Annotated in this window: 12 protein-coding genes; 9 read left to right on the top strand and 3 right to left on the bottom strand. The window is 59.9% G+C overall.

Features of this window, described 5'->3' with window-relative positions; translation table 11 throughout:
* Positions 1 to 47: 47 nt before the first annotated feature.
* The 4 genes from NHU87_RS11180 to lnt are packed head-to-tail and all read left to right on the top strand — an operon-like array spanning position 48 to position 3,934.
* A complete protein-coding gene (locus tag NHU87_RS11180) occupies positions 48 to 1,064 on the top strand; it encodes a PhoH family protein (RefSeq protein WP_253548258.1) in 1,017 nt (338 codons plus the stop codon).
* The gene (gene ybeY, locus NHU87_RS11175; protein ID WP_052967417.1) at positions 1,057 to 1,551 is read left to right on the top strand and encodes an rRNA maturation RNase YbeY; all 495 of its coding nucleotides are present in this window, start codon (positions 1,057 to 1,059) and stop codon (positions 1,549 to 1,551) included. Before NHU87_RS11180 ends, ybeY begins: the two co-directional genes overlap by 8 nt.
* Positions 1,552 to 1,556: 5 nt before the next feature.
* Positions 1,557 to 2,396: an HlyC/CorC family transporter gene (locus NHU87_RS11170; protein WP_030129528.1), complete on the top strand. Its 840-nt coding sequence runs from the start codon at positions 1,557 to 1,559 to the stop codon at positions 2,394 to 2,396.
* A 14-nt stretch (positions 2,397 to 2,410) separates the two neighbouring features.
* The gene (gene lnt, locus NHU87_RS11165) at positions 2,411 to 3,934 is read left to right on the top strand and encodes an apolipoprotein N-acyltransferase (RefSeq protein ID WP_253548256.1); all 1,524 of its coding nucleotides are present in this window, start codon (positions 2,411 to 2,413) and stop codon (positions 3,932 to 3,934) included.
* 71 nt (positions 3,935 to 4,005) lie between these two features.
* Here the strand turns inward: lnt and NHU87_RS11160 are convergent, their stop codons facing one another.
* Positions 4,006 to 4,767 carry a YdcF family protein gene (locus NHU87_RS11160; RefSeq protein WP_253548254.1) on the bottom strand — a complete coding sequence of 254 codons (762 nt, stop codon included), beginning with the start codon at positions 4,765 to 4,767 and terminating at the stop codon, positions 4,006 to 4,008.
* Between the two features lie 106 nt (positions 4,768 to 4,873).
* The gene (locus tag NHU87_RS11155; RefSeq protein ID WP_253548252.1) at positions 4,874 to 5,194 is read right to left on the bottom strand and encodes a hypothetical protein; all 321 of its coding nucleotides are present in this window, start codon (positions 5,192 to 5,194) and stop codon (positions 4,874 to 4,876) included.
* 280 nt (positions 5,195 to 5,474) lie between these two features.
* Between NHU87_RS11155 and leuS the strand changes: the two genes are divergently transcribed.
* The 5 genes from leuS (at position 5,475) to NHU87_RS11130 (ending at position 11,649) form a co-directional block, all read left to right on the top strand.
* Positions 5,475 to 8,081, top strand: a complete 2,607-nt coding sequence (gene leuS / locus NHU87_RS11150; protein ID WP_253548250.1) for a leucine--tRNA ligase — start codon at positions 5,475 to 5,477, stop codon at positions 8,079 to 8,081.
* A gap of 89 nt (positions 8,082 to 8,170) precedes the next feature.
* Positions 8,171 to 8,776, top strand: a complete 606-nt coding sequence (gene lptE / locus NHU87_RS11145) for an LPS-assembly lipoprotein LptE (protein WP_253548248.1) — start codon at positions 8,171 to 8,173, stop codon at positions 8,774 to 8,776.
* 39 nt (positions 8,777 to 8,815) lie between these two features.
* A complete protein-coding gene (gene holA / locus NHU87_RS11140) occupies positions 8,816 to 9,853 on the top strand; it encodes a DNA polymerase III subunit delta (RefSeq protein WP_253548246.1) in 1,038 nt (345 codons plus the stop codon).
* A 246-nt stretch (positions 9,854 to 10,099) separates the two neighbouring features.
* The gene (gene arfA / locus NHU87_RS11135; protein ID WP_003176285.1) at positions 10,100 to 10,264 is read left to right on the top strand and encodes an alternative ribosome rescue factor ArfA; all 165 of its coding nucleotides are present in this window, start codon (positions 10,100 to 10,102) and stop codon (positions 10,262 to 10,264) included.
* 62 nt (positions 10,265 to 10,326) lie between these two features.
* On the top strand, positions 10,327 to 11,649 hold the full coding sequence (locus NHU87_RS11130) for a lytic murein transglycosylase (RefSeq protein ID WP_253548244.1): 1,323 nt from the start codon (positions 10,327 to 10,329) through the stop codon (positions 11,647 to 11,649).
* Positions 11,650 to 11,765: 116 nt separating this feature from the next.
* Here NHU87_RS11130 and NHU87_RS11125 read toward each other — a convergent pair whose 3' ends face one another.
* The gene (locus NHU87_RS11125; protein ID WP_253548242.1) at positions 11,766 to 12,716 is read right to left on the bottom strand and encodes a S66 peptidase family protein; all 951 of its coding nucleotides are present in this window, start codon (positions 12,714 to 12,716) and stop codon (positions 11,766 to 11,768) included.
* Positions 12,717 to 12,772: the final 56 nt, after the last annotated feature.

Here is a 12,772-nt window from a genome sequence, read left to right as displayed (position 1 = left end):
GCTATCCTTGATTCATCATAATTGCCCTTGGGCGGCTAAATACGACCTTGAACGCACCCATAGAACCACATCGTTTCATCCTCGAGCCTTTTGAAGCTCGCCGCTTCGCCAATCTGTGCGGGCAATTCGACGAGCATCTGCGCTTGATCGAACAGCGCCTCTCTATCGAGATCCGTAACCGCGGAAACCAGTTCGAACTGATCGGCGAGCCCAAGCACACCACCTCCGCGGAAAACCTTCTGCGCCGCTTGTACCGGGAAACCAAAGGTACCGAGCTGTCGCCGGACATAGTTCACCTGTTTCTGCAGGAATCGGCCGTCGAGGAACTGGACGACCACTCCCCCGCCGAACCGTCCGTCGCCTTGCGCACCAAGAAAGGCACGATTCGCCCTCGCGGCAGGAATCAGTTGCGCTATGTGAAGGAAATCCTCGGTAACGACATCAATTTCGGCATCGGCCCGGCCGGTACCGGCAAGACCTATCTGGCCGTTGCCTGCGCGGTAGACGCACTGGAACGCGAGCAGATCCGCCGCATTCTGCTGGTCCGTCCGGCGGTTGAAGCGGGCGAAAAGCTCGGCTTCCTGCCCGGCGATCTGTCCCAGAAAATTGACCCGTACCTGCGCCCGCTCTATGACGCGCTCTACGAAATGCTCGGCTTCGAATACGTCGCCAAGCTGATCGAGCGTCAAGTGATCGAAGTCGCGCCACTGGCCTACATGCGCGGTCGTACGCTGAACAACAGCTTCATTATTCTCGACGAAAGCCAGAACACCACCGTCGAGCAGATGAAGATGTTCCTGACCCGTATCGGCTTTGGCTCCACCGCGGTTATCACTGGTGACATCACCCAGGTCGACCTGCCGAAAGGCACCAAGTCCGGGCTGCATCATGTGATCGAAGTCCTGAAAGACGTGCCGGGTATCAGTTTCACCCATTTCATGCCCAAGGACGTGGTGCGCCATCCGCTGGTGCAGCGCATCGTCGAAGCCTATGAACGCTTCGAAAATCGCACAGCCGACGAACCGGCGAAATTTTCTTCCAAGGACACTCGCCCGGATGCTTGAGCTCGATCTGCAACTGGCTACCGAAGCGTCTGCCCCAAGCGAAGCCGAATTCCGTCAATGGTGCGAACTGGCCCTGCGCCAGCGTACTGCCGACTCCGAAATGACCATCCGCCTGGTCGACGAAGAGGAAGCCCGCGAACTGAACTTCACCTGGCGGCAGAAAGACTACGCCACCAACGTTTTGTCGTTCCCGGCCGATGTCCCCGATGAGTTTCTCGATATTCCCCTGCTCGGCGATCTGGTGATCTGCGTAGCGGTGGTCGAGCGCGAAGCGGCGGAACAAGGCAAGGAATTAAAGGCCCACTGGGCGCATCTGGTCATTCACGGCTGCTTGCATCTGCTTGGTTACGACCATATAGATGACGATGAAGCCGAAGAAATGGAAGCACTGGAACGAACGTTGCTTGCAGAGTTGGGTCATCCAGACCCTTATGCGGACGACGAAACAGACACATCCCCAATCGTAACAACAAAGGATTCAGAGTAATCGCTATGAGCGAAGATCGATCGAGCAACGGGCAGAAGTCATGGCTGGGTAAGCTCACCCAGGCTTTTGCCCACGAGCCGAAGAACCGCCAGGAGCTGCTGGAGCTACTGCGCGACGCACATCAAAACAAGTTGCTGGACAGCGAAGCGCTGGCCATCGTCGAAGGCGCCATCCAGGTTGCAGACCTGCAAGTACGGGACATCATGGTCCCGCGCTCGCAGATGATCAGCATCAAGGCGACCCAGACACCCCGCGAGTTCCTGCCGGCCGTGGTCGACTCGGCCCACTCCCGCTACCCGGTGATCGGCGAAAGCCACGATGACGTGATGGGGGTGTTGCTGGCCAAGGACTTGCTGCCGTTGATCCTCAAGGAGAACGGCGACAGCTTCAACATCAAGGATCTGCTGCGCCCGGCCACCTTCGTGCCCGAGTCCAAGCGCCTGAATGTGCTGCTGCGCGAATTTCGCGCCAACCATAACCACATGGCCATCGTCATTGACGAATACGGCGGCGTGGCCGGTCTGGTGACCATCGAGGACGTGCTGGAACAGATCGTCGGCGACATCGAAGACGAGCACGACGTCGAAGAAGACAGCTACATCAAGCCGCTGCCCAGCGGTGACTTTCTGATCAAGGCCCTGACGCCGATCGATAACTTCAACGAGTTCTTCGACAGCGAATTCTCCGACGACGAATTCGACACCGTCGGCGGCTTGGTGATGAGCGCGTTCGGGCACTTGCCAAAACGCAACGAAATCACTGAAATCGGCGCCTATCGCTTCCGCATTCTCAATGCCGATAGCCGTCGTATTCATTTGCTGCGTCTGTCGCCCATTGCCCGGTAATTCTAAGGATTGAAATGCGTCGTCTGACCCATCCCGGCTGGCCCGGTAATCTGCTGGCCGTGGCGGCTGGCGCACTCACCACTCTGGCTCTGGCGCCGTTCGATATCTGGCCGCTGGCATTGCTGGCGGTCGGTTTCTTTTACGCTGGCTTGCGTGAGCTGAGCCCCCGCCAAGCCTTGGGCCGTGGCTGGTGTTTCGGCTTCGGCCTGTTTGCCGCGGGCACCAGCTGGATCTACTACAGCATTCACAACTTTGGCGGCGCTTCGGTGTTGCTGGCCGGGTTTTTGATGCTGCTCTTCACTGCGGCGATTGCCTGGTTCTTCGCGCTGCCCGCCTGGATTTGGGCGCGCTGGCTGCGCCGTAACGAAGCGCCGCTGGCCGATGCCTTGGCATTTGCGGCGTTGTGGGTGGGTCAGGAAGCCTTTCGTGGCTGGTTCCTGACCGGTTTCCCATGGCTCTATTCCGGTTATAGCCAGCTTGATGGCCCACTGACCGGGCTCGCGCCTGTCGGCGGAATGTGGCTGATTTCCTTTACCCTGGCTCTGACGGCTGCGCTGATCTACAACGCCGCGCGACTGGTGCGCACTGGCCGTAAAGGCTTCATCGCTGTCGGCGTGTTGCTGCTGGCGGGTCCATGGGTGGCCGGCATGGCCCTCAAGGAACATGCCTGGACCAGCCCGGCGGGCGCCCCCCTGAGCGTCGCGGCGATTCAGGGCAACATCGAACAAAGCATGAAGTGGGACCCCTCGCAGCTCAATGCACAGTTGGCGCTGTACCGCGACATGAGCTTCAGCTCCAAACGCGTCGACCTGCTGATCTGGCCGGAAACCGCGGTCCCGGTGCTCAAGGAGTCCGCCGAGGGTTACCTGAACATGATGGGCAGCTTCGCCGCCGAGCGTAAATCCGCGCTGATCACCGGCGTGCCGATTCGCCAGGAACTCCATCACGAGAAGCGCTTTTTCAACGGCATTACCGTGGTCGGTGAAGGCGATGGCACTTACCTGAAGCAGAAACTGGTGCCGTTCGGCGAATACGTTCCATTGCAGGAAGTCTTGCGCGGTCTGATCGCCTTCTTCGACCTGCCGATGTCTGATTTTGCCCGTGGGCCGGCCGATCAAGCGCTGCTGCAAGCCAAGGGTTATCAGATTGCACCGTTCATCTGCTACGAGGTGGTCTACCCGGAATTCGCCGCCAGCCTCGCTGCCCGTAGTGATTTGCTGCTGACCATCAGCAACGACACCTGGTTCGGCACCTCGATCGGCCCGCTGCAACATTTGCAGATGGCACAAATGCGCGCACTAGAGGCCGGCCGCTGGATGATCCGCGCCACCAACAACGGTGTGACGGGTCTGATCAACCCGTTTGGCCAGATAACTGCGCAGATCCCGCAGTTCGAACAAGGCATTCTGTATGGCGAAGTGGTGCCAATGCACAACCTGACGCCGTACCTGGAATGGCGTTCGTGGCCGTTGCTCATCATTTGCGTGTTGTTGTTTGGCTGGGCGTTGGTGGCTAACAGGATGGCGAAAACCGTTTAAGTATCGCGCCGCTCCTACGTGGGAATGTGTACACCCTGTAGGAGCTGCCGAAGGCTGCGATCTTTTGATCTTCAACGATAAAACATCAAATACCCGACCTGCCCCACCGCCTCATTCATCAACTGCCCGCTCTGCCAGATCGATTTGAACTCCGGCATCCAGCCGCCCAGCGGCCGGGCATTATCCACGCCTAAAAAACCCACTGGCGCGGGCACCACCTCAAATCCGGCCTGCTGGAAACTCCAGACCGCTCGCGGCATGTGCCAGGCCTGGGTCACCACCACAACGCGCTTGACCCCCTCTGGCAATAACACTTGGGCGCTGAGTTGCGCGTTTTCCCAGGTCGTGCGGCTGCGCCCTTCCTGCCAGCGCACCGTCACGCCAAAATCATCGAGCAATGAGTCCGCCATTAGCTTCGCTTCCGTCGGCGGTGTGCCGTAATGCAGACCACCGCTGGTCAGAATCGGCAAACCGGACGCTTTGGCCAGGCGCGCCGCATAGCGCTCACGCCCCAGACCTACACCGGTCGGCTGGTCGACGCCCCACGCCGGGTCGCCACGTTCACGCCCCGAACCCAGCACCACGATTGCGTCGGCCCGCTGACCCAAGGTTGCCCACTCCTCCCGCGCCAGCGGCGGCGATCGTTCCAGCGCCTTGGCACTCCACTCCACTACTACCGGCAGGCTCATCAACCAGAAGCCGCCCACGCCCAGGATGAAACACAACCCCGCCAGCCTCGGTCTTGAGCGGCGCCACCACCAGGCAAGCACCAGTAACAGTAATAAAATGCCGGGCGGCAGTAGAAGTTGTTTAATGAAATAACGAAAAGGCATCGGGCATCTCCATAGATGCCCGAAGCCTAGGTGGGTTGTCGCAAGGCGACAACAAATGTGGAAGGACTTTGCTTCAAAAAACCATATTCCATGGCTTCAAGTGCCCTTACTTGAATTGCAAAGACCGGACCTTTACCGAGCCTTTGCCGGGTGCCTTATCCTTGAGCCAGATGATCTTGGCCGAACGTGGTGCTTCGAGTTGCTTAACTGCTGCTGACAAGCATCCGTGCGTTTCACGTTCACTACGATCCAGATAGGCCTTGACCAGTTCAAACTCTGCGGGGCTCAAACCACGCAGTTCCAGCTCCAGGGGACGCTCATCACGCAGCCGTCCGGCTGTTTTGGCCGTATCCAGGGCCATTGCAAGACGGTCTATCAGTTTTTCGTACAGCTCCGGTTTTGTAACTTTTTGCTGTGACTCAACCATCCATCACCTCATTGAAGATAAGACTCACTCCCCTTTTAGAGCTTAGCCTCGCTGAAAAAACCGGCTGAGTGCCGCGACCAACGGCCCTCGGAGCGGGTATTGGCCACGTCCTTGCGTGTAATCAGGGTTTCCCTCGGTAGAGTGCGGTCATGTATGCTACGGCGCTTCCTGTAACTCCACTTCCAGCTCGCCTGGGCACCGAAACGTCGATTTGGCGTTATCACCGTCCAGCGTTGCATTGAAGAGGATTAGGCCACCCCTATTCAGTTCAAAAGTAGCCATGCACGAACAATACCAGCCCCGTGAAATCGAAGCCGCCGCCCAGTCGTTCTGGGACGAGCAAAAGTCCTTTGAAGTCAGTGAACAGCCAGGCAAGGAGACGTTCTACTGCCTGTCGATGTTCCCTTACCCCAGCGGCAAGTTACACATGGGGCACGTGCGCAACTACACCATCGGCGACGTGATCTCCCGCTACCAGCGCATGCAAGGCAAGAACGTCCTGCAACCCATGGGTTGGGACGCCTTCGGCATGCCGGCGGAAAACGCCGCGATGAAGAACAACGTAGCGCCCGCCAAGTGGACCTACGAAAACATCGCCTACATGAAAAGCCAGCTGCGCAGCCTGGGCCTGGCGGTGGACTGGTCGCGCGAAGTGACCACCTGCAAACCGGATTACTACCGCTGGGAACAATGGCTGTTCACTCGCCTGTTCGAAAAAGGCGTGATTTACAAGAAAAGCGGCACCGTGAACTGGGACCCGGTCGACCAGACCGTTCTGGCCAACGAGCAAGTGATCGACGGTCGCGGCTGGCGTTCCGGCGCGCTGATCGAAAAGCGCGAAATCCCGATGTACTACTTCAAGATCACCGCCTACGCGGATGAACTGCTGGATAGCCTCGACGAACTGACGGGCTGGCCTGAGCAGGTCAAGACCATGCAGCGCAACTGGATCGGCAAGTCCCGCGGCATGGAAGTGCAGTTCCCGTACAACGTCGATTCCATCGGCGAAACCGGCGCGCTGAAAGTATTCACTACCCGTCCGGACACCCTGATGGGCGCAACCTACGTTGCAGTGGCTGCCGAACACCATTTGGCTGCCCTGGCCGCGCAGAACAACCCTGAGCTGCAAGCGTTCATCGCTGAATGCAAGGGCGGCAGCGTTGCTGAAGCCGACGTGGCCACTCAAGAGAAAAAAGGCCTGCCGACCTCACTGTTCGTCGAGCACCCGCTGACCGGTGAGAAACTCCCGGTGTGGGTCGCCAACTACGTGCTGATGCATTACGGCGATGGCGCGGTCATGGCTGTTCCGGCTCACGATGAACGGGATTTCGAGTTCGCCACCAAGTACAACCTGCCGATCAAATCCGTGGTGCGCACAAGTTCCGGTGACACCAACCCGGCCCCTTGGCAGGATGCGTACGGCGAGCACGGCACGCTGATCAACTCCGGCGAATTCGACGGCCTCGACTTTGCAGGCGCCTTCGACGCCATGGAAGTGGCGCTGATCAAGAAAAACCTCGGTGCCTCGCGCACCCAGTTCCGCCTGCGCGACTGGGGCATCAGCCGTCAGCGCTACTGGGGCTGCCCGATCCCGATCATCCACTGCGACACCTGCGGTGATGTGCCGGTCCCGGAAGATCAACTGCCTGTGGTGTTGCCGGAAGACGTCGTACCGGACGGCGCCGGTTCGCCGCTGGCGCGCATGCCCGAGTTCTACGAGTGCACCTGCCCGAAATGCGGCGCTGCGGCCAAGCGTGAAACCGACACCATGGACACCTTCGTCGAGTCCTCGTGGTACTACGCTCGCTACGCCTCGCCACACTATGAAGGTGGCCTGGTGGAAAAATCGGCTGCCGACCATTGGTTGCCAGTGGATCAATACATCGGTGGCATCGAACACGCCATTCTTCACCTGCTTTATGCGCGCTTCTTCCACAAACTGATGCGCGACGAAGGCCTGGTGAGCTCCAACGAGCCGTTCAAGAACCTGCTGACCCAAGGCATGGTAATCGCCGAGACCTACTATCGCCGCGAAGCCAACGGTGCCTATACGTGGTTCAACCCGGCGGACGTCGAACTCGAACGCGACAGCAAGGCCAAGGTCATTATCGCCAAGCTGATCGCAGACGGCCTGCCGGTGGAAATCGGTGGCACCGAAAAGATGGCCAAGTCCAAGAACAACGGCGTTGACCCACAGTCGATGATTGACCAGTTCGGCGCAGACACCTGCCGCCTGTTCATGATGTTCGCCTCGCCACCTGACATGAGCGCGGAATGGTCCGACTCCGGAGTAGAAGGCTCGCACCGCTTCCTCAAGCGCGTCTGGCGTCTGGCTCAAGCGCACGTCATCCAGGGCCTGCCGGGCAAACTGGACGTCGCCAGCCTGAACGACGAGCAGAAAGCCATTCGCCGTTCGATCCACCAGGCCATCAAGCAGGCCAGCCACGACGTCGGCCAGAACCACAAATTCAACACCGCCATCGCCCAAGTGATGACGTTGATGAACGTGCTGGAAAAAGCCGCGCAAGGCACCGAACAGGATCGCGCACTGATTCACGAAGGCCTGGAAACCGTAGTCCTGCTGCTGGCACCGATCACCCCGCATATCAGCCACGAACTGTGGCATCGCCTGGGCCATGCGGACCCGGTCATCGATGCCGGTTGGCCGGTGCTGGACGAAAACGCCCTGGTGCAGGACAGCCTGCAGCTTGTCATTCAAGTGAACGGCAAACTGCGTGGCCACATCGAAATGCCGGCCAGCGCCAGCCGCGAAGAAGTCGAAGCTGCCGCACGGGCCAACGAAAACGTCCTGCGCTTCGTCGATGGCCTGACTATTCGCAAAGTGATCGTAGTGCCCGGGAAACTGGTCAATATCGTCGCCAGCTAAATTGGATCGGGCGCCAGGTCGTGCCTGGCGCCGAGTAAAACCTTTCGGGCCGCTTGACCGGCCCACATGGTTTCAAGGGGAGCAACAAGATGATCAAACGCAATTTGCTGGTGATGGGCCTTGCAGTCCTGCTGAGCGCCTGCGGTTTCCAGCTGCGCGGCACCGGCACCACCGAACTGGCGATCAAGGAACTCGACCTGAGCGCCCGCAATGCCTACGGCGAAACCGTGACGCAATTGCGTCAGGTGCTGGAAAGCAGCGGCGTCAAAGTCTACAACGGCGCATCTCACAAACTGGTGCTGACCGATGAGCAGGAAAGCCAGCGCATCCTCAGTTACGCGGGCGCCGGTCGTACTGGCGAGTACCAGATGACCATGGTGTTGAACTACGACATCCGGGGTCAGGGCAACCTGCCACTGCTGAGCGACAAGCTCGAAGTGCAGAAAGTCTTCATCCATGACGGCAACAACCTGGTGGGTTCTGACCAGGAAGCCAACGATGCCCGCAAGGAAATGCGTCGTGAACTGGTTCAACGCATGATGCTGCGCCTGCAACAGCTGACCCCGACTCAGTTGGAACAGCTGCAACAGACCGCTGACGCCAGGGCCAAGGCTGAGACCGACGCCCTGGAAGCAGCGCAAAAAGCTGAAGCGGAGACTCCGCGTCAGTCGCCTATTGAACTGCCGCAGCAATAAGCCTTACGGGGCGCTCAGGCGCCCCGTTCGCCTCTTCTTATGAAACTCGCCCCCGCCCAACTCGGTAAACACCTGCAAGGCGCCCTCGCGCCGGTCTACGTCATCAGTGGCGATGACCCACTGCTATGTCAGGAAGCCGCCGACGCCATTCGCGCAGCTGCCCGCCAGCAAGGTTTCGATGAACGCCAGGTCTTCGCCGCCGACGCCAGTTTCGACTGGGGTACGCTGCTGCAGGCCGGCGCCAGCATGTCGCTGTTCGCCGAAAAGCGTCTTCTGGAACTGCGTCTGCCCTCCGGCAAACCCGGAGACAAAGGCGCCGCGGCATTCATCGAGTACTGCTCGCGCCCGGCGGAAGACACGGTGCTGCTGATCAGCCTGCCCAAGCTTGACGGCAGTGCGCAGAAAACCAAGTGGGGCAAGGCACTGATCGAAGGTCCGCAGACCCAGTTCGTGCAGATCTGGCCAGTGGACACCAACCAATTGCCGAGCTGGATCCGTCAACGACTGTCCCAGGCCGGGCTTTCCGCCAGCCAGGACGCCGTCGAACTGATCGCCGCCAGGGTCGAGGGCAACCTGCTGGCCGCCGCCCAGGAAATCGAAAAGCTCAAGCTGATGGCCGAGGGCGGCCAGATCACCGTCGAAACGGTACAAGCGGCGGTGGCCGACAGCGCGCGTTTCGATGTCTTCGGCCTGACCGATGCGATTCTCAATGGCGAGGCTGCTCACGCCCTGCGCATGCTCGAAGGGTTGCGCGGCGAAGGCGTCGAACCGCCGGTGATTCTCTGGGCGCTGGCCCGGGAGCTGCGTCTGCTGGCCAACCTGTCGCTGCAATACAGCCAGGGCGTGCCGCTGGACAAAGCCTTCAGCCAGGCCCGACCGCCGATCTGGGACAAACGCAAACCGCTGATGAGCAAGGCGCTGCAACGCTACTCGGCGCAACGCTGGGCACAGTTGCTGCTCGAAGCGCAGCGCATCGATGCGCAAATCAAAGGTCAGGCGGCGGGCTCGCCGTGGATGAGTTTGAGTCGGTTGACGTTGTTGATGGCCGGCCAGCGACTGACATTGCCCGCCGAGTAAACACGCCCTCTGTAGCAGCTGGCGAAGCCTGCGTTCGGCTGCGAAGCAGTCGCCAAGCCAAGCGGCTCGGTGTGTCAGGATGATCCAGGATTCAGGGTTTACGACTGCTGCGCAGCCGAACGCAGGCTTCGCCAGCTGCTACAGGTCCGATCGCAGAAAGGTCCTACACAATGTGGGGACTAGACAGAATCCCTACTTCAGCAGATTATTCCCCCCGCAAAACCCACTCACTTGCGAGAGATCATCATGAGCAAAAAGCCATCCAAGCATGGCCCCAACAAGGCCAAATCCATCATCGCCCAGCCACTGTTCCGCAGCCGTCAGGAACGAGCCGGCAAGGGCAAAGGCAGCTACCGCCGCGAAGCCTTCCAGTCTAATAGCTGGGAGGCTTCTTACTTTCTGGCGGCCTGAAAGGCAAGCCATCGCTCAACATGTTAAGGTCTGCACCTGATTCGTATCCTCTGGACCTGTGCATGCCCCTTTGTATTTCCCGTCGTTGGCCTCTTCGCCAACTGATAGCTGCCTCCAGCCTCATTCTGCTTGTCGCCTGCGCGGAAAAACCCACCGCCGCCGACGCGCAACCGCTTCAGACTCGCACCGTTGCGACGGCCCCTGCGATCATTCCGCCGGTGGTGCCGACCGGTGAAAATCTCGACATCCAGCCAACCCAGACCTTTGCCGAATGGCAGGCGGGTTTCCGTAAAGACGCCCTCGTCGCCGGCATCCGCGCCGACCTGTTTGACCGTGCTTTTGCCAATGTCAGCGTGGACGACAGCGTGATCCGTGCCGACCGCAGCCAACCGGAATTTACTCGCCCGGTGTGGGAGTACCTCGACGGGGCGCTGTCGCCGCTACGGGTGCGCAAAGGTCAGGCGTTGGTCAGCGAGTACGCCGACATCCTGCAAAGCATCGAGCAGCGCTACGGTGTCGACCGCCAGGCATTGGTCGCGGTGTGGGGCATGGAAAGTAACTTTGGTCAGTTCCAGGGCAGCAAGTCGGTGATCAATTCCCTGGCGACCCTGGCTTATGAAGGTCGACGTCCGGGCTTTGCCCACGCGCAGCTGATCGCGGCCCTGCAAATTCTGCAACAGGGCGATATCGCCCCCGAGAAAATGCTCGGTTCCTGGGCTGGCGCCATGGGTCAGACCCAGTTCATTCCGACCACCTACAACACCCACGCCGTAGACTTCGACGGCGATGGCCGCCGCGACATCTGGAACAGCTCCGCGGATGCATTGGCCTCGACCGCGCACTACCTGCAAAGCTCTGGCTGGCAGAAAGGCCAGCCCTGGGGCTTCGAAGCGCAATTGCCGAGCAACTTCAATTACGCCCTGGCCGATGGCACGATTCGCAAGAGCGTTGCCGAGTGGCGACAACTGGGGGTGACCCTGCCCAATGGCGCCCAGGTTCCGGCAGGTTCCGAACATCTGTCGGCCGCCCTGCTGCTACCGGCAGGCTATCGCGGCCCGGCGTTTTTGGTCCTCGATAACTTTCGCGCGATTCTCAAGTACAACAACTCTTCGTCCTATGCCTTGGCCGTTAGCCTGTTGTCCGAGCGTTTCAATGGCGGTGGCCTGATCAGCGGTCTATGGCCCAAAGATGACTTGCCGCTGAGCCGTACCGAGCGAATCGAGCTGCAAAACCTGCTGAGCGCGCAGAACTACGACGCGGGGACCGCCGACGGGATTATCGGCGCCAATACCCGCAAAGCTATCCGCGCTGCCCAGCAGTTCTTTGGCTGGCCGGCGGATGGTTATCCGACGCACAAGTTGCTGGAAGGGTTGCGTAGCCGCTAGAAGCTTCGCGGGCAAGTCGGATCGCCGCACTGCTCGCCCCTACGGAGATTGCGTGATCAACGTACCCTGTAGGAGCGAGGCTTGCCCGCGAAGACTGACTATCAGGCGCTAACGAACTACCGCTTGATCACCACATCCTGCTCCAACACCAACGTCTTGTCCCCCGCATCCAGCCTGACCAGCGCGCCCATCGGCAGCGTCAAATTCGGATCGCAATGCCCGCTACGCCATCCAGCCAGTACCGGTATCCGCAAAGGAGCAAAGGTCTGCTTGAGCAACCTCTCCAGCGCAGAAACATCGACCCCCGCCACATCCCCCACCAGAACCCCGCGCAGCTTGTGCAGCGTGCCGGCCAGACGCAAATGAGTCAGCAACCGATCGATGCGGTACAGCGGCTCGTTAATGTCCTCGATGAACAAAATGACGCCCTCGGCATCGATCTCGTAAGGCGTGCCCATGGTCGCGGCGATCATCGACAAATTGCCCCCCAGTAGCCGCCCGTGAGCGATGCCAGGCTCGATTGTGGTCAACGGCCAGGCCACCGGGTGAGAAAGCACACTGCCCGCCTTTACCTGCCCGCGCAGCATGTTGAAAAACGAGAACTCGGTGGGTTGCTGCTTGTCACCCAGCAGGTCGGCGTTGAGCATCGGACCATGGAAGGTCACGAACCCTGCATAACGACTGATGGCCGAGTGCAGCGCAGTGACGTCGCTGTAGCCAATAAACGGCTTGGCGTTGTTGCGCAGTAATTCGAAATCGATGCGATCGAGCAAACGCGGCGTACCGTAACCGCCACGCAGACAGATGATGGCATCGACCTCGCTGTCGGCGAATGCGCCGTGCAAGTCATTGAGCCGCACATCATCGCTGCCGGCCAGATAACCCTCTTGCTCATAAACGCCGGGAAACACTCGCAGCGAATAGCCGCGAGCGCGCATCCAGGCAATGGCTTTATCGGTATCCAGTGCTGCGGGGCCGGCGGGCGCGATCACGCCGATCAGCCCTGCAGGCGGCAAGGCCGGAACGGGGGCATGAGGACAAAGGGTGTGGGTCGGTCGAGCAGTCATCCATGAATCTCCCTGCGTGAAAACTTCAACACACAGTAGTCAGGAACGGGGACAAA

It is taken from the genome of Pseudomonas mandelii (genome assembly GCF_024138395.1).
In the GTDB taxonomy this organism is placed as follows: domain Bacteria; phylum Pseudomonadota; class Gammaproteobacteria; order Pseudomonadales; family Pseudomonadaceae; genus Aquipseudomonas; species Aquipseudomonas mandelii_E.
Note: the sequence above shows the minus strand (reverse complement) of the source record. Positions and strands in the feature narration are given on the sequence as shown.